The organism is Rhodococcus sp. JS3073, from assembly GCF_026810085.1.
GTDB classification, from domain to species: domain Bacteria; phylum Actinomycetota; class Actinomycetes; order Mycobacteriales; family Mycobacteriaceae; genus Rhodococcus_F; species Rhodococcus_F wratislaviensis.
Genome location: NZ_CP113952.1, coordinates 437,923 through 454,588 on the forward strand (window position 1 = coordinate 437,923; position 16,666 = coordinate 454,588).

Here is a 16,666-nt window from a genome sequence, read left to right on the forward strand (position 1 = left end):
CGAGAGGAACCAACCTCATGGTGACCCACGTTCTGGATGGCAAAAGCCGGGCGCACCTCCCGCGCCGCCCACTCGCCGTGTCGATGGCCGTGGTGGGGGAGCCAGGTTCGGCTGCGCTCGCCGCCCGCATGAATGGAAACGCTGATCCGAGCGCCATCGTGCACAGCCCAGTGCTGTTGATTCTGCCGCGCGTGCAGCATGAAACGTTGATCGTGGCGGTGCCGGGCGATGGGCGATCTACCTTCCCGACCGGCACAACTATCCATGTCTCCGTCGCTGTCGACAGCGCGCAGGACCCGGATCCAGATCGCGCGCAGTTGACGGCGCGGGATGTGTCCGGGCTCAGCTACCTCGAGCTCGCCACCATCGGCCCGGACGGTGACCGGTTGGCGGTCACCACCCGGCTCGAAGATCCCGAAGTGCCGTTGGGACCTCTCGCTTCTCGGGCCCGCGCCGCGGCCCGCGCCGTGCTGGGTGTGGACCAGGTCCCCGACGAGCGTCAGACCGGCATTGACGTGCGCATCGATACCAGTCTCTCGATGCTCGGATCTGTTCGGAACGGCAGCGTTCACGCGATCATGGACATCGTCGCCGGCATCTCGTCGGTGGTGTCCGCGGACGAGATGCCACAGGTGTCGCTGATCGGGCATCGGAGTGTTGGTTTACCGGCAGTCGGTGTGACCGACCTGGCCACGCGAACCCAGGAGGCGTTGCTGTCGTCGAAGTTCGGTGTCGGCTTCGACCCTTCGGTCACCACCGAAGGCTCGGCGTCGGGTGTGCGTCGGTCGGGTGTGCGTCGAATGACCGTGTCCATCACTGATTCGGCCTCCAGGGCTTCGCGGGGGAGTGATGATCCCCTCGCGGTGACCGTCGTCGTATCCCCCTCCCGTGCCGCGCTGTCCTCCCCTGATTTTGTCGGCGCAGTGGTTCCGCCGTCGCCGAACGGCGTCGACACGTCCGAGTTTCTGCTCGGAGACCCGGAAATCGTCGACCAGATCGTCGAGGCGGTTCTGCGGCCACTGGTGCACAACAACGGATGTCTGTCGGGAACCGTGTCATGACCAAGTGCCCACGGTGTTTCAACAATCTCACCCACGAATGGTTCGCGTGGACGGAGGCCGCACCACAGCGAACCGAACCGGATGAACGTGCGACGGCGTTCACGGGGTCTCCGGTGGTTGCCGGCAAGACCTGTGAGCTTCAAAAGCCCGCGGACGCTGCGCCGGACTGGACACCGCCGCCGAACTACCCAGAGACGCAGCTGGGCGGCGCCGCGGTGGAGATCTGCCCCATCTGTCATTACGTCCTTCCGCCTCATTGGAGGTGGGGGCAAGCGACCTGCATCGCGATGGCCGGTGCACGCGCGACCGGTAAGACTGTCTACATCGCGGTGATGATCAAGCAGTTGCAGCTTCTGGCCGAACGAATGAACCGAGCCGTCGAGCCTGCAACCCCTGAAACGGACTACAACTACCGGAAGAACTACGAAAACCCTCTGTTCGAGGAGCGCGGCATCCTTGTGTCGACACCGTCGTCGAGCACGGGAGATTCGTATCAGCGTGAGCCACTGATCTTCAGCCTCGGGGTTTGGAATGAGGTTCGTCGGTTCCTCGTGATCCGAGATGTGGCAGGCGAGGACTTGGAGTCGGGCAACACGGACGGCCATTCTTGGCAGTTCTTTCAGGTCGCCGATGCCATTCTGTTCCTGTTCGATCCGCTTCGTGTCGAAGAGATCGGTGATCAGCTTCGCGACCTGGTTCCGGTGCAAGTGAACCGCGGGGGCGATCCGAAGGTTGTGCTGCGCACTGTGATGAACATGTTGGGATACGGAACCCCTCGTGTTGCCGTGGTGCTGTCGAAGTTCGACGCACTCCAAGCTCTGGAGGAAGTCCAGGGTGGGCAGTGGAGTCAGATCATGTCCAATGTAGGTGCGGCGTTCTCCCGCGATCCGAGCCTGGAGCAGGCTCCGTACGCAGACGAGGACGGCCAGCTCCTGCACGAGGAGGTGCGGAGCCTACTGCAGAAATTGGACGCGGGTCCGATGCTGCAGTCGATGGAGAACCCGGTCACCGGCCAGCAGTACCGGAACAGGTTCTTCGCCGTCTCTGCCCTCGGAGCGTCGCCGGTAGGCGAAAGACTGCACCAGAACGGCATCTCGCCGTTCCGGTGCCTGGATCCGGTCCGATGGGTGCTCTCCGAGCACGGGGTCCTCTAAGGGCGGGCGATTCCAGAGAGGAGATCTGACAGTGAATCAACCTGACGACCCGTGGTTCCTCGGGGGAACTGCGGGTGGATCGTCCGAGACGGCGACCAATGGGACGTTTCATCCCACCGCCAACCCGTTCCTTCATTCGATTGCATCGGCGGTGACCACGCCCGCGCCGAAGGTAGCGAAGCCACCGTCGATATACCTCGCGTTCGGTGCCCTATTGGTGGCGGCCGTGCTCAGCGTGGTGTCCGGTGTGGTCGAAGTCCTGTCGATTCTCGGTGCCCAGCGAAGAGCGAACAGGCTTCTCGCGGTCGACACGACCGGTCGGGCAGCCGAGCTCGGGGGTGGTTATGTCGACGGGACAGCGACCGGATTGATGTGGGTTGTCGTCGGGCTGTCAGTGGTCTTCGCCGCCACCTACGTAGTCTTCTCGGTTGCCGTGTTCAAAGGTCGGCTCTGGCCTCGAATTGCGGGCACTGTCCTTGCGGTCATCTCATTGTTCGGTCTGCTGGGCGGCCCCATCGTGGTGGTGACGGAACTCAGCGGAATCGTGGCGGTAGCGGCGCTCTGGGTTCCCACATCTCGCCGCTACTGCGAGTACGCCGAGGCGCAGCGCAGGATCGTGCCCGCACATCAGTGAGGTTATAACTAGGGCGCCCAGTTCGTCGCTGGTGACGTACTGTGCGCGAAACCGTCGCCGTGGTGAGTAGGAAGTACCCTCAACCGAGTTCGAGTACGTTCTGATGGTCGGGCTCCTCCCCGGCGAGGTCGTGACGGAGAATCCGTGTATCGGCATCAGCTGTGCGCGATTCGCAGCACCCCAGAACTGCGGCGTTGCCCTTCAGTTCAGGGCCGTGAGTGCCTCCGGTAGACCCGGATAGGAGGGGTCCTCGGCGAGAACCTTTTCGATGCTTTTGCGGGCTGCCGCTTTTCGGTTCTGCGTAAGGTCGACTTGGGCGCGTTCGAGGAGAACGCGATGTCGGATCGCCGCGCTGCGACTACGCACCCGCAAGGCCTCCTTGAAGACCTCCCGGGCGGCGTCGTTGAAGCCGAGTTGGGCGAAGGCGCGGCCGCGGAGTCCCAAGAGCAGGGCGGTGGTGTCGTCGGCATTGGTGACGTCGTTGGTCAGTTCGATGACGTCTTGGTGCCGGCCGGCGTCGCTGTAGAGATCAGCGAGGGACAGCGCTGCGTGGGTGGTCGGGCGGGCCTGTTCGGCGCTCCAGATTGCAGCGGGAAGATCGCCGGCAGACTGGTGAAGTTCGGCGACCGCGAGGAGCACGACATCGTCGACGATCCGCAGCTTTGCGGTGACGGCGGGCATGATCTCGACCGGCCATGTCCGATCGGGGAGATACTCGAGGACGAAGTCGAGGAGCGGCCGGGTCGCGTCTTGCGCGGCGGACCAGCCCAGGAGGAAGCGTGCCCGTTCTTGGGCCTGCGGGTTGCCGCGGCCCAGCTCGACATGCAGCAGTCCCTCGAGGATTGCGGCGAGCAGCCGAGCGTGTGGGGTGGATCGGCCGTGTTTGCGGGCGACCGCAATGAAGTCGTTCGGTTGGCGCGATTGTAGAAGCGCGAAGAGATCCTTTTCCCACGCTGGTGCGAGCAACCCGGGTTTTGCGGGCTTCGGGGGCGACGTCGGCGGGGGTAGGGGTGCGGATGCGGGATGAACGGTTCTGGTCGACGATGGTTGTGCGGCTCGGGGTCGCTGTGTCGAGGTCGATCGACGCAGCGTCTGCTGGTGGGAGATCCCGGTGCCGGGGATCGACACCGTTCGGCTCACCCGGCCGTTGGCATGCTTGGTGACGCGGACACCTTTCCCACCGACCGAGTAGCCAATCCCGCTGCGGCTGACATTCATCCGAACTCCGGGCACGATCTGGATGCTCTTGCGGATGCGAAATCCCATGGTCTCGTCCTACAGTTCGTATCCGGCGGGGACCGGCGGATTGGTCCAGTCGATCGGGGGTGGGCCGGGATGGGTGGGGTGGGGGGTGGGCGGGGGAGTGCGCGGTTCGGGGTCAGGTTCGTCGACGGCGACTCCGAAGTCGCGGGCGAGGCCGGCGAGCCCGTCATGATAGCCCTGCCCGATTGCGCGGATCTTCCAGGCACGGTCGCGGCGGTAGAGCTCGACTGTGAGGGCGGCTGTTTCGGAGGTGAGGTCGTCGATGCTGAACGTGGCGAGCTCGCCTCCGCCGTTGTCGTGGATGCCGATCGTGACTATGCCGAGAACGGCGAGACTGCGTGGGGGTTCGGCGTCGAGGCTGAGTGCAAGGGCGATGCTGTCCACCTGGGAATCGCAGGCGTGCAGGTCGATGCTGATCCGGTCTTCGACCAAACCGCCGGCTTCCCGCTTGGCGTCGTGGCGGATCGCGCCGTCGCGGGAGCGTGGTTGGTTGTAGAACACGAAGTCGGTGTCACTGCGGACCTTTCCCGCGGTGAGTAGGAGCGCGGACAGGTCGGCGTCGGCATCCAGGGTGGGTCTCCATCGGCAGGTCACCGTGGCGCTGGACGCGGGGAGTGCGCAGTTCTGTCCCTTGCGCAGTTGCATGTGTTCCTCTCCAACCGCAGAGCGGGTGCCGTGGGCAGTGTGACTGTCCACGGCACCCGCTCTGTGTTCTGGCGATGTTCGGGAGCGCTATTTACTTCCGGGAGTCCAGTTCAGGCCCCACCCGTAGGCGCGGTCGAGTTCATCTTGGCTGCCGTTGATGTACCGGACCTCGCGGGTGACGGTGATTTCGCGTCCGGTGTTCTGCACAAAGGCGATGGCGCAGATCGGTGCGTTGTTGTTCGGTGAGTCCAACCGCACCTCAACCTGGGGGCCAGACGTGGGGTAGAGGGTGACGACACCGTCGACGGCCGCCCAGTTCGGTGCGCCTTCGTAGATCATCGCGAACACCAGGATTCGCCGGAACATTTCCGGACGAGCGAGGTTGATCTGCATGTTCTCGCCGCCGACGTTGGTGCCGGTGCGGTCGTCGCCGTCGAGCTGGATGAACGGGTGAGTGTTCAGGGCGCCGAAGCTATTACCCAGCGCCTGGACAACACCTTTCGAGCCGTCCGCGAGTTCGTACAGGCAGCCGAGGTCGAGATCGACTCCGCCCGCCGGTGCGGCCGCGGCCGCCAACTTGGCGAAGAAGCCCTTCTTCGGCTGCGGTGCACCCGTGGACCAGTTTAGGTTGACCCGCATCGCGCCCTGCTGCTCGCCTGCCTTGGCGAGGCTGACGGTGGGAGCGGCTTTTGACAGCGTCACCTTGCTCAGGTTGACACCGCCCTGTGGTGCCCCGGTGGAGGGTCTGGTGTAGTCGATCGCCATGGTGGTTCCTTGATCTCGGGGTCAGGGTCAGCCGACGGGGACCGATTCGGCCTGGTCGTCGTGGTCGTCAACGGAGATCGGTTCGGGGTTCCGGCGGTTGCGGAGGATGCTGGAGATGAAGGCGGCACCGATGAGGGCGACGCCGACGAGTCCGGTGACGTTCTCGTTGACGTGGTAGCCGATGGACACCAGCAGGATCACGGCCAGTGCGCCGATGGCCCAGTGGGCGCCGTGCTCGAGGTACACGTAGTCCGACAGGGTGCCCTTGCGGACGAGGAACACCGTGATGGAACGGACGAACATCGCGCCGACGAAGCCGAGGCCGAGGGCGATGATGATCGGGTCGGACGTGATCGCGAACGCGCCGATCACACCGTCGAAGGAGAACGACGCGTCGAGGACCTCGAGGTAGAGGAACAGGAAGAACCCGGCCTTACCGGTGGCCTTCGCGAGTTGGGTGGGTCCTGAAGATTTGGTGGTCTCGGAGTCCTCGTCACCCTCTTCGGTGTTGAACAGTTCACCGAGACCGTTGACGGCGATGTAGGTGACCATGCCGAGGACGCCGGCGATCATCACCGTGGAGACCGTGTCCTCGGGGGCGATGTACGCGGCGGTGATCAGCAGCAGGGCGCCGGCGATGATGACGGCCAGCTGGTCGAGCTTGCCGGCGCGGGCGAGGGGCTTCTCCAGCCAGGACAGCCAGGTGATCTCGCGCTCTTCCAGGATGAAGCCGAGGAACAGCATCAGCAGGAACATGCCGCCGAACGCCGCGATCTGCGGGTGCGCGTCGGTGAGCAGGGTTTCGTAGCTGGCGCTGCCGTCGGGGAAGTACGCGGCGCCGTCGGCAGGCGGGTTGAGGGCCAGGTCGAGGGCGGCGACGGGGCCGAGGCCGGACGCGAGCCACACGATGACGAGGGGGAAGACCAGGCGCATGCCGAACACCGCGATGACGATGCCGACGGTGAGGAAGATCTTCTGCCAGAACTCGCTCATGCGGCGCAGCACGGTGGCGTTGATGACGGCGTTGTCGAAGGACAGCGAGATCTCGAGGATCGAGAGGATCACCACGAGGAGGACGGCCTGGGGGCCTCCGTAGATGGCGGCGACGATCAACGAAGCGATCGTGACCGCGAAGGACCAGCCGAATATTCGCAGAACCACGAAGCGTGGCCTTTCTCTAGTGGGCATGCAGGGTGGCTACTGCAGGGAAAAGTGCTGGGGGCGGGCTCACGTCAGGCACGTGAGCCCGCCGGCAGTGGATTGGGTAGTGAGGTGGCTGTGCCCGTACGAGGGACGATCCTCAGACGTTGACGCCGTAGTCGCGGGCGATGCCGGCCAGTCCGGACGCGTAGCCCTGGCCGATGGCGCGGAACTTCCACTCACCGTTGTGCCGGTAGAGCTCACCGAAGGTCATCGCGGTCTCGCTGGAGGCATCCTCGGACAGGTCGTAGCGCACCAGTTCGCTGCCGGTGGCGCGGTCGACGACGCGGATGTAGGCGTTGGTGACCTGACCGAAGTTCTGTCCCCGCGTGACCGCATCGTGGATGGAGACGGGGAAGAAGATGTTGGTGACGTTCGGAGGTACGGCCTGCAGGTCGACGTTGATGACCTCGTCGTCACCGTCCCCGTCGCCGGTGAGGTTGTCGCCGGTGTGCTCGATCGAGCCGTCGGGCGAACGCAGGTTGTTATAGAACACGAAGTGGTCGTCCGACAGAACCTTCTTGTTGTCACCGGTTGCGAGTGCGCTCGCGTCCAGGTCGAAGTCGGCGCCGGTGGTGGACCGCGCATCCCAGCCGAGTCCCACCGCTACGGCGGACAGGTTCGGCGCCTGCTTGTCGAGGGATACGTTGCCGCCTTTGGCAAGAGTGACGCCCATGGGGATCCTTTCACGCATGGATGGGGTGCGCTTCAATTGGCGACCCCGCTCGAGTGTTCGAGCTCGCTCACCATAGATCGTGAGGATTCGGACATGCGAGAGGAGGTCACCGTCTGGTAGCCGAGCACGTAATATCAGCGCGTGATCGGTTGCCGGACTTACCCAGACGAGTAGATTTCTGGCTCGATTGGGCTAGGTTCAGTGCTACCAGAACACATTCACGTTGTCTGTATATCTTGCAGATGACGAAGCGTTACCAACAGTGATTTCCCACCTCATGAAGTCGCTTCCATCCGCGCCCGCCACACCGTAGTTAGACCTCCATTAGACCGTGCTCCCTGGTCCCAGCAGAAAGGAATCGGCCATCCGGCCGGATCTCATGTCAGAGCTTGCCCGCGGTGAAAACACGACCCTGGACGGCGGATCCGTGACGCTGTCCATCTCCGGCGTCCAACAGGGCGGCACCATCGATTTGTTGGCCTTCCAACTCGGCGCTGATCAGCGGGTACGCTCCGACGACGACTTCATCTTCTTCAACCAGCCGTCATCGCCGGAGGGCGCAGTGCGGCTGGTCGCGGCCGACCGCATCACCATCGACCTTCGCGCTGTCCCCGCCAACATCGTGAAACTGTCGATCGCGGTGGCGCTCGACGAGAACGCCGCGGGCAGCCTGTCGGCAGTAGCGAACCTCGGCGTCACCGTCGAGCAGTCGACCGGTCAACGTGTCACCGCGCGAGCCCTCGGTTTGACCACGGAGCGAGCGGCGATCCTGCTTGAGGTATACCGCCGCAACAACACCTGGAAGGTCCGGAACGTATCCGCCGGCTGGGACACCGGCCTGCATGCCCTCGTCAACCACCATGGCGTCGAGATCTCGGATGGGCCAACGACACAAGCACACCCACAGGTCACACCGCAGGCCCAACAGTCGAACCAGCCGGATCCACTCGTCGTCCGAACGGTGGCCGACGAGGCGAAGCTCTCGCTCGACAAACGGCAGAAGCTGGACCTGCGCAAACGTGAGGTCGCGAAGGTTCTGCTCGACAAGGGCGCCTCCGGGGTGCGTGCCCGCGTGGTGCTCGTCATTGACAAGACCGGAAGCATGCAAGCCGAGTACCGAAGCAAGCGCATCAACCAGGTTGTCGAGCGGATGGTCCCGGTCGCTGTGCAGGTCGACGACGACGGCAAACTCGAACCGTACCTCTATGGTGCCAGCTTCGCGCGCCTACCCGACATCGCCGTCCACGAGGTCGACAGCTGGTCAGCGACGTATTTGCATCTCCACGGCACCCACGGCGGGATCGACTACGCAGAGATCGGCGGTTACAACGACGAGCTGCCGATCATGAAAGAGATCATGTCTTCGCTCGTACCCGGGTCAACCATGCCGACGTTGGTGCTGTTCTTCACCGATGGCGGATTCCACAAGAAGGGTCCGATCACCGCACTGATGAAGCGGGCCGCCGCCCTTCCCGCGTTCTGGCAGTTCGTCGGAATTGGCCACGCCGACTACGGGATTCTGGAAAAACTCGACACCCTGAAAGGGCGGGTTGTCGACAACGCCGGTTTCTTTAGCGTCGACGACATCTCGAAGATCACTGACGCAGAGCTGTATCGCCGGCTGCTGAGCGAATTCCCCGAATGGCTCCGCGCCGCGCGCAGAGCCGGCATCGTGGCCTGACATCCCGCACTAACCACTGGCCACAAGTGTGTGGAAGGCCCGGCGGACACCCCAGCTGAGTTTTCGTGACGGAACCCCGCCACTACGACACCATTGTTCATGGGCCTTCAATCGGGACTTTGAAAACCCAGGCGGAGGAGGGATGACGGCGTTCCGGTTCTGTCATTTACGTGAATGATAGAAGGCGGACGCCTCCGGGGCACTCGCGTGCATGGGATTGGCTAATCCTCATCCGCGCGAGCGGACAGGATCGAACCCTGATACTTTTCCATTCAACAACTGTCCGCAAACGGTGAGTAAAGGTAGACCAAGTACATGTTTCGCAGGGTTTCGTGCACCGCTGCAATTGCTCTCGCAATCATCGGAATCGGCACCGCGGTAGCCGACGCGGAACCGGCAACTACCTTCGGCGACGGCACACAGGTCGTCGGTGCCGATATCGCCCCAGGCACCTACGTCGGCAACGGGCAAGCCGACGAGTACGGCTGCTACTGGGCGCGACTGAGCGGCTCAAGCGGTGAGATCGACGACATCATCGCCAATGGCTTCACCGATTCCCCGAAAATCATCGTCATCGTCAAGCCCAGCGATCAGTACTTCGAATCCGAAGGCTGCGGCACCTGGACACTCGCTCCGGCATCAACGCCGCAGTCGGGCACTGCGCCCGAGTTGGCTGCCACCGAATCCGCAGCGGCGGTAATCAATGTGGGTGACTACTGCTCGTCGAAAGGTGCCACCGGCATCCTCGACGACGGAACCACCGTCCACTGCGTCCGCGTCCAGTTCACAGACGCCTACGTCTGGTCGTCAACCGAGGGGCTTGTCGCCACCGACCCGCATTTTCCCGTCGATCCAGGCGACAACTGCCTCGACGCCAATGCCGAAACGGCCGACTCCCAGGGGCGAACGCTGTACTGCAACCCCGCCCAAAATGGTCGAAACGCAGGAAGCCTCGTCTGGCAACTGCGGCCATAAGGGTGCCGGCTCTTGGCTCCACCGGCGTCAACTGATCAAACCGCAATTGCGTCGGCTGGACCCCTGGGCGGGAGCTGGACGCACGATGCAGTTTGCCTTGGTCGTCCGAAGGCGGACGCCGATCCGACGAAGTTTAGAGGACTCGGCATCGGACGCGCAGCCGACCACCCCCTGCACCTTCCGGCGGGGCGACCCGCCGCCTCGTCAACAAGTTCGTGGATCGGTACCGTCGCGAATGAAAGTCGAGTGCTTCTGTGCACGTGTGTCATTCACGTGAATGACATGATGGAGTGGGAGGGTTCGGCCTAGGGGTCGCCGTCCGGGGGGCTGCAATGTGGACACATTCGCGGCCGGGTTTGATGGCAGGATATGGCCGTGACTTCGCTGCGCATGATCAAGGGCTCGAACACCACGCTCAACGACACGCTCGTATATCTGCGGTTGAGTTGGTCATTCCAGCAGGGTGCCCTGGACGTTGACGTATCGGCGTTGCTGCTGACCGTTGACGGGAAAGTACGCTGCGATGACGACTTCGTCTTCTACAACCAACCAAATCACACCTCGGGTGCGGTGACTCTGGCGGGAAAGCGACAGGACGGTGGCCGAGCAACGGACACCATGACGGTAGACCTTAGTCGAGTCGAACCCGACGTCGAGCGGATCGTGCTTGCTGCGTCATCGGACGGCGGCACATTTGGGCATGTCACTGGTCTACTACTCGAATTGATGGATTGGGCAGGGCACGTCATTGCACATTTCCCCGTGGCAGACGCATCAACCGAAACTGCCATGCTGTGCGGTGAGATCTATCGGCGAGCTGGGGCCTGGAAGTTCCGCGCAGTCGGACAGGGCTACGCGTCGGGGCTTCTCGGTCTATGTACCGACTTCGGCATCACGGTCGACGAAACGCCCTCGGCGGCCCTGCCGCCCGCTCCGTCGCTCGCGCCGCCGATAGAGCCAATACAGGTGGGGGCGCGGTTGCCGATCGACATGCAGAAGCGTCTCGATCTACGCAAGCGGCACGTAGCTGTGTCGCTCGAGAAGCGCGGTGCTTCGGCAATCCGCGCACGAGTGATTCTCGTTCTAGATGCGTCGGGTTCGATGTCGCGTTTGTATCAGAAGGGTGTGGTAGGTCGGGTAGTCGAGCGGATGGCCGCGGTGGCGGCTCAACTGGACGACGACGGGGAGATGCAGGCGTTCACATTCGCGTCGAACAGCGCGCGGCTTCCGGATCTGCGGATCGACGAGCTACCGGAATGGACCTCCTTGCACGTGCGGGTCGGTCAGACACGGCTGCTGGGAAGGGCGCCCAAGGGACAGACCGGCCAGGTCGATATGCGGACCATTGGGATTCAGAACGAAGAACAGAAGGTCATCGGCCAAGTTCGGGCATACGTCCGGTCGGCGCCAGTCCCGTCACCGACGCTTGTGCTCTTCTTCTCCGACGGCGGTGTATATCGGAACAACGAAATCGAAAAGGAACTGCGTGAAGCAGTCGGGGAGCCGATCTTCTGGCAGTTCGTCGGACTTGGTTCGGCGAAGTTCGGGGTCCTCGAGCGCTTCGACACGATGAAAGGCAGGCGAGTCGACAACACCGGATTCTTTGCCGTACGCGACATCGACAAGCTGCCGGACGCCGACCTCTATGACAGCCTCCTTTCGGAGTTCCCATCGTGGATCAACGACACGCGGAGAGCCGGAATCCTGCGCCAGTAAGCCTCTGCCGATCCCTGTAGGTGTCGTTCGACGGCCACAGTGGCCGAACAACCGACGAGACTGACTCCGACGTACCGATCGCGCTGTCCGACGGTCGAGCATCTGATCGCTGAGCACGATCTCGACACATCCAACGTTCAATCACCCGTATCGCCGCAGAATGCCTATGTCCGGAACGACAGAAACGCTGCGACCTGGGCTAAATATGTAGGTGCGCGGTGTCATTCGCTCAAATGACGCTCGCTGGAGTGGGTTCAGCCGTGTCCGATTCGTCTGCTATGAATGCACGCATGACAACCCCCGCGTCTTGGCAACCCGACCCCGAAGACCCGCACAATTCGGTGCGCTATTGGGACGGCACGCAGTGGACCAACCACACCCAGCCACGCGTACCCGATCCGGACGCGACCACTGTTCTCCCTGTCACGACGCCCGGGAACGGCGGGGGCAGACGGAAGAAGTGGCCCTGGGTTGCCGGTGCCGCTGTCGTCGGCGTCGTCGCCATCGGCGCCCTGAACAACGGACAGGCGCAACCAGCGCCCGCAAGCGTCGTTCAGACGACGACCGCAGCGGCCGCCACAACCACGACCACGACTATGACTACGAAGACAACCACCACGACGTCAACAGCCGCCGTGGCCTCGTCATCAGTACCCGTAGCGCCGCTCGTGCCCGCCTCCATCCCCGCGACCACCACAACCCCGGCATACGTGCCACCACCGGTCGTGACGACTCCGGCGTATGTACCGCCTCCAGCGCCGGCGTACACCCCGCCCGCCGCATCGGGTCCCGAAGTAGTTCATCCAGGTTCGTTCTGTTCCGGGGGAACTGGCGTCTCCAAGACTGGTAAACCGATGGTCTGTGCACCCGCAAAGGACGGCAGGAACCGTTGGCAATCAGCCAACTAGCCGAGAAGCGCAGCGTCATAGTCCCACGACGTTGTGACGCCGCAGGTCGATCTTGTGTCGATTGTGTTGTTGTTCCTCGGCGCAAGTGATGCGGGTTTGGCGTCAGCGAAGTCGCACTGGTGACATAACGCAGCATCGTTGTCATCCGACGACCAAGACACGGAATGAATTTGTACGAGTTGGCAAGCGAACGGGTGCTCGGGGCTATTCCGGGTAATGAGGAGCCGGGCAGGCCCGCGATTCGAAAGAAAATCCGCGCCAGTTGAGGACACTCAGCCTGGACGCGGCGCGCACACGGTTTCGCAACGCTCCATGCAGGATACGGGCCTACTTGGAGGGCAGCCATAGCAGGAATGCTTCGGCCGTCGCTGTCTGTAACGTCGTTCCACGGGTGGCTACTTCGATTTTCACCTGTCGCAGCAGTTCGGGCTCCAACCGGTGGAGAACTGCGGGTGTTTCGCAGCGCCCGCAGCCGGCGTAGCAGATTCGGCTGCAGCCTGCGGTACGAGTGAATCTGCATCGCCATCGGGGACCGCATGCGACGATGTACTGTTGAACGCTCCCGCGGGTAGGTCCTTGGACATCTTCATCTCCTTGACGAACCGATGAGGTACCTGTCGACGATATCGGCGGCCCTTGCCGCAACTCCCGCGGCCATCCCCGAAATCGAAAGGGCCCAGGGGATACCGGCACTGCAGGCATCGCTTTGGGGTACGCCGAGTAACGGAAATGCTTGTTATTCACATTCACGGCGGAGCGGACCAGAACTGAAAGGGATTTGCGTGTGGTACGAGGGCGGGCTGACTCCGGGGCATACGGACTGCCGGTTCGTGTACGGCTTGGCATTGTGTGCGTAGTCAGTTCGCTCTGGTAGCTGGGGTAGAATTGCTCGTCAGCGGAGGCGGAGAGTGCCGAGAGCGCTTGGCATGTGCGAGTGAGCGCTGTGCGGCGGCGGTGACGGCTTCAGCGGTGAAACCGAACTCGCGGAACAGGGTCTTGTAGTCGGCGGAGGCGCCGAAGTGCTCGATGGAGACGATTTCGCCCGCGTCGCCGACGAAGCGGTACCAGGGCATGGAGATGCCGGCTTCGACGGAGACCCGCGCCTTGACCGTCGGGGGGAGGACGCCGTCGCGGTAGGCCTGGTCCTGGGCGTCGAACCATTCGACGCAGGGCATGGACACGACCCGGGTGGGGATGCCGTCGGCCTCGAGGGTCTCGCGGGCGGCGACGGCGAGCTGCAGTTCGGATCCGGTGCCGATGAGCACGACCTCCGGTGCCCCGGTGGAGGCGTCGGCGAGGACGTAGCCGCCGCGGGAGACACCCTCGTAGCTGGTGCCCTCGAGGACGGGGAGGTCCTGGCGGGTCAGGGCGAGGCCGGCGGGAGCGCGGGTGGCCTCGTCGGCGCCCTTCTCGAGGACGGCGCGCCAGGCGTGGGCGGTCTCGTTGGCGTCGCCGGGCCGCACGACGTACAGGCCGGGGATCGCGCGCAGCGCGGCGAGGTGCTCGATCGGCTGGTGGGTGGGCCCGTCCTCGCCGAGTCCGATGGAGTCGTGCGTCCACACGTAGGTGACCGGGGTCTTCATGATCGCGGCGAGCCGCACGGCGGGACGCATGTAGTCGCTGAAGACGAGGAAGGTGCCGCCGTACGGGCGGGTCGGTCCGTGCAGCGCGATGCCGTTGAGGATCGAGCCCATGGCGTGTTCGCGGACCCCGAAGTGCAGGGTGCGGCCGTAGGGCTGGGCCGTCCACATCCGGGTGGAGATGGCTTCGGGGCCGAACGAGTCGGCGCCCTTGATGGTGGTGTTGTTGCTCTCGGCGAGGTCGGCGGAGCCGCCCCACAGTTCGGGGAGCACCGGTCCGACGGCGTTGAGAACGGCGGCGGACGCCTTGCGGGTCGCGACGCCCTTGGGATCGGGCTCCCAGGTGGGGAGGACGTCGGCCCAGCCGGCGGGAAGGTCGCGGCCGATCAGACGGTCGAGGAGCTTCTTGCCCTCGGGGGCGCGCTGCGTCCACTCGTCGTACTGGGCCTGCCATTCCTTGTGTTCGACGACCTTGCGGGTGTGGGCGATGACCTCGTCGGCGACCTCGAACGTCTTGTCCGGATCGAAGCCGAGAGCCTTCTTCACGGCCGCGACCTCGTCGGCGCCGAGGGCGGCGCCGTGCGCCGCGCCCGTGTTCATCTTGGTCGGTGCGGGGAAACCGATGATCGTGCGGAGCAGGATCAGCGACGGCTTGTCGGTGACCTCGCGGGCCTTGTTCAGGGCCTCTTCGATGGCGACGACGTTCTCGCCGCCCTCGACGATCTGCACGTGCCAGCCGTACGCCTCGTAGCGGGCGGCGGTGTCCTCGGACAGCGCGATGGCGGTGTCGTCCTCGATGGAGATCTTGTTGTCGTCGTAGATCAGGGTGAGGTTGCCGAGCTGCTGGACGCCGGCGATGGAGGAGGCCTCGGAGGTGACGCCTTCCTCGATGTCGCCGTCGGAGGCGATGACGTAGATGTGGTGGTCGAACGGGCTGTCGCCGAGGGCGGGCTCAGGGTCGAAGAGGCCGCGTTCGCGGCGGGCGGCCATCGCCATGCCCACGGCGGAGGCGAGGCCCTGACCGAGCGGCCCGGTGGTGATCTCGACACCGCGGGTGTGGCCGTGTTCGGGGTGGCCGGGGGTCTTCGAGCCCCACGTGCGCAGCGCCTCCAGGTCGTCGAGTTCGAGACCGTAGCCGGCGAGGTACAGCTGGATGTACAGGGTGAGGCTGGAGTGCCCGCAGGAAAGGACGAACCGGTCGCGACCGATCCAGTCGGCGTCGGTGGGGTCGTGGCGCATGACGCGCTGGAAGAGGGTGTAGGCGAGGGGGGCGAGGCTCATGGCCGTGCCGGGGTGACCGTTACCCACCTTCTGCACCGCGTCCGCGGCGAGCACCCGGATGGTGTCGACGGCCTTGGTGTCCAGTTCGGTCCAGTCGGCGGGGTGAACCGGTTGCGTGAGGACGTGGATGTCGTCTGTGATCGACACGGGCAGAAGTCTCCTATTGCGGGGTCGAGAATATGGGCACTCGACTGCTGTCGGTGCCGGGACTGATTCTGGCCGCCCATTTCTCGACGGGCGGTCTGGACTATGTGTAGGAGTAGAAACCTTGGCCTGTCTTCTTACCGAGACGACCGGCATCGACCATGCGCTGTAACAACGGCGGCGGACTGTGTTGTTGCTCCCGGAACTCGGCGTGCAGCGATTCCGTGATCGCGAGTACGACGTCGAGGCCGATTCTGTCGCACAGTGTCAGAGGTCCAAGAGGATAGGCACAGCCACTGGTCATGCCTTCGTCGATATCCTCCCGGCTGGCGAATCCGGTTTCGAGCATTTTGATCGAATTGACCGGGTACGGAATCAGCAGGCATTGACCACGAAACTTGCCCGGTCCCCCGAGCGGATGGTCCTTTCCCCAGTCGCTCTTGTACGTAGGTAGTGACCTGGTCGACCACCACGTGTTCTGCGGTGGTGAGGCTGACGACGATCTCGACGAGCGGCAGGACGGGCACTGAGTTGAAGAAGTGGATGCCGATCACCCACCCGGGGTTTCGGGTGGCGTTTGCGAGCCGGATGACCGGAATGGCGGAGGTATTTGTTGCCAGAATTGCCGATGGGCCGACGATGTCGTCGAGGGTGCGGAAGAGCTCGAGCTTCACGGCTTCGATCTCGGGAGCGGCTTCGATCACGAGGTTGTGGTCCGCGAAGTCTTCGATACCGAGTGTGACGTTGATTCTCGCGGAGATATCTGCCGAGGCGTTGGTGTCGAGTCGTCCCGACTTGACCGCACGGGCAAGGGACGACTGGATACGGTCCGTTGCGGCATTGGCCGAGGTGGTGTCGCGTTCCATGATGGGCACTGAATCGCCCGCTCGCGCAACTACTTCCGCTATCCCTGCCCCCATTGTCCCGCCGCCGATGACGCCCACTCTCTTCACGTGATCTCCTTGGTCGTCAGGGTGGTCGAG

General features: G+C 63.8%; 13 protein-coding genes and 2 pseudogenes. 7 read left to right on the top strand and 8 right to left on the bottom strand.

The genetic code is table 11. The annotated features are described in order from the left end of the window. Nucleotides 1-17: 17 nt before the first annotated feature. Genes OYT95_RS39980 through OYT95_RS39990 form a run of 3 tightly spaced genes read left to right on the top strand, consistent with a single transcriptional unit; the run spans nt 18 to nt 2,849 of the window. Nucleotides 18-1,061: a hypothetical protein gene (locus tag OYT95_RS39980; RefSeq protein WP_128642710.1), complete on the top strand. Its 1,044-nt coding sequence runs from the start codon at nt 18-20 to the stop codon at nt 1,059-1,061. Continuing rightward, a complete protein-coding gene (locus tag OYT95_RS39985) occupies nt 1,058-2,215 on the top strand; it encodes a TRAFAC clade GTPase domain-containing protein (protein ID WP_128642709.1) in 1,158 nt (385 codons plus the stop codon). Before OYT95_RS39980 ends, OYT95_RS39985 begins: the two co-directional genes overlap by 4 nt. 31 nt (nt 2,216-2,246) lie before the next feature. Continuing rightward, on the top strand, nt 2,247-2,849 hold the full coding sequence (locus OYT95_RS39990) for a hypothetical protein (RefSeq protein WP_128642708.1): 603 nt from the start codon (nt 2,247-2,249) through the stop codon (nt 2,847-2,849). Between the two features lie 201 nt (nt 2,850-3,050). On the opposite strand, the gene OYT95_RS39995 is transcribed toward OYT95_RS39990, so the two are convergent. The 5 genes from OYT95_RS39995 to OYT95_RS40015 all read right to left on the bottom strand — a co-directional run bounded on the left by OYT95_RS39995 (nt 3,051) and on the right by OYT95_RS40015 (nt 7,398). Further along, the gene (locus tag OYT95_RS39995) at nt 3,051-4,115 is read right to left on the bottom strand and encodes a DUF4236 domain-containing protein (protein WP_128642707.1); all 1,065 of its coding nucleotides are present in this window, start codon (nt 4,113-4,115) and stop codon (nt 3,051-3,053) included. A 9-nt stretch (nt 4,116-4,124) separates the two neighbouring features. Next, a complete protein-coding gene (locus OYT95_RS40000; protein WP_128642706.1) occupies nt 4,125-4,757 on the bottom strand; it encodes a TerD family protein in 633 nt (210 codons plus the stop codon). 87 nt (nt 4,758-4,844) lie between these two features. Continuing rightward, the gene (locus tag OYT95_RS40005) at nt 4,845-5,522 is read right to left on the bottom strand and encodes a TerD family protein (protein ID WP_268793086.1); all 678 of its coding nucleotides are present in this window, start codon (nt 5,520-5,522) and stop codon (nt 4,845-4,847) included. Between the two features lie 27 nt (nt 5,523-5,549). After that, nucleotides 5,550-6,683 (bottom strand): DUF475 domain-containing protein, encoded by a 1,134-nt coding sequence (locus OYT95_RS40010; RefSeq protein ID WP_268793278.1) that lies wholly within the window; start codon nt 6,681-6,683, stop codon nt 5,550-5,552. A gap of 139 nt (nt 6,684-6,822) precedes the next feature. After that, entirely contained in the window at nt 6,823-7,398 is a 576-nt protein-coding gene (locus OYT95_RS40015; RefSeq protein ID WP_268793087.1) for a TerD family protein, read from the bottom strand. 379 nt (nt 7,399-7,777) lie between these two features. On the opposite strand from OYT95_RS40015, the gene OYT95_RS40020 reads away from it, so the two are divergent. The 4 genes and pseudogenes from OYT95_RS40020 to OYT95_RS44895 form a co-directional block, all read left to right on the top strand. Beyond that, entirely contained in the window at nt 7,778-9,079 is a 1,302-nt protein-coding gene (locus tag OYT95_RS40020) for a VWA domain-containing protein (protein ID WP_128642703.1), read from the top strand. A gap of 315 nt (nt 9,080-9,394) precedes the next feature. Further along, nucleotides 9,395-10,054, top strand: a complete 660-nt coding sequence (locus OYT95_RS40025) for a hypothetical protein (RefSeq protein ID WP_200887867.1) — start codon at nt 9,395-9,397, stop codon at nt 10,052-10,054. Nucleotides 10,055-10,444: 390 nt separating this feature from the next. Continuing rightward, nucleotides 10,445-11,770 (top strand): VWA domain-containing protein, encoded by a 1,326-nt coding sequence (locus tag OYT95_RS40030; RefSeq protein ID WP_442972611.1) that lies wholly within the window; start codon nt 10,445-10,447, stop codon nt 11,768-11,770. A 290-nt stretch (nt 11,771-12,060) separates the two neighbouring features. Then, nucleotides 12,061-12,162 (top strand): annotated as a pseudogene (locus OYT95_RS44895) (DUF2510 domain-containing protein); the annotation flags it as partial. 161 nt (nt 12,163-12,323) lie between these two features. Here OYT95_RS44895 and OYT95_RS40035 read toward each other — a convergent pair. The 3 genes and pseudogenes from OYT95_RS40035 to OYT95_RS40045 form a co-directional block, all read right to left on the bottom strand. Next, nucleotides 12,324-12,539 carry a hypothetical protein gene (locus tag OYT95_RS40035; protein WP_235214831.1) on the bottom strand — a complete coding sequence of 72 codons (216 nt, stop codon included), beginning with the start codon at nt 12,537-12,539 and terminating at the stop codon, nt 12,324-12,326. A gap of 996 nt (nt 12,540-13,535) precedes the next feature. Continuing rightward, nucleotides 13,536-15,686, bottom strand: coding sequence for a transketolase (gene tkt, locus OYT95_RS40040; protein ID WP_268793089.1), 2,151 nt, complete (start codon nt 15,684-15,686; stop codon nt 13,536-13,538). 100 nt (nt 15,687-15,786) lie between these two features. After that, nucleotides 15,787-16,636, bottom strand: a pseudogene (locus OYT95_RS40045) (3-hydroxybutyryl-CoA dehydrogenase). Nucleotides 16,637-16,666 lie beyond the last annotated feature (30 nt).

Excerpts from the sequence above, each read along its gene's own strand:
- OYT95_RS40015 (WP_268793087.1), bottom strand. The coding sequence starts at position 7,398 with ATGGGCGTCACTCTTGCCAAAGGCGGCAACGTATCCCTCGACAAGCAG.
- OYT95_RS40005 (WP_268793086.1), bottom strand. The coding sequence starts at position 5,522 with ATGGCGATCGACTACACCAGACCCTCCACCGGGGCACCACAGGGCGGT.
- OYT95_RS40020 (WP_128642703.1), top strand. The coding sequence starts at position 7,778 with ATGTCAGAGCTTGCCCGCGGTGAAAACACGACCCTGGACGGCGGATCC.
- OYT95_RS39980 (WP_128642710.1), top strand. The coding sequence starts at position 18 with ATGGTGACCCACGTTCTGGATGGCAAAAGCCGGGCGCACCTCCCGCGC.
- OYT95_RS40025 (WP_200887867.1), top strand. The coding sequence starts at position 9,395 with ATGTTTCGCAGGGTTTCGTGCACCGCTGCAATTGCTCTCGCAATCATC.
- OYT95_RS39985 (WP_128642709.1), top strand. The coding sequence starts at position 1,058 with ATGACCAAGTGCCCACGGTGTTTCAACAATCTCACCCACGAATGGTTC.
- OYT95_RS39995 (WP_128642707.1), bottom strand. The coding sequence starts at position 4,115 with ATGGGATTTCGCATCCGCAAGAGCATCCAGATCGTGCCCGGAGTTCGG.
- OYT95_RS40000 (WP_128642706.1), bottom strand. The coding sequence starts at position 4,757 with ATGCAACTGCGCAAGGGACAGAACTGCGCACTCCCCGCGTCCAGCGCC.
- OYT95_RS40030 (WP_442972611.1), top strand. The coding sequence starts at position 10,445 with ATGATCAAGGGCTCGAACACCACGCTCAACGACACGCTCGTATATCTG.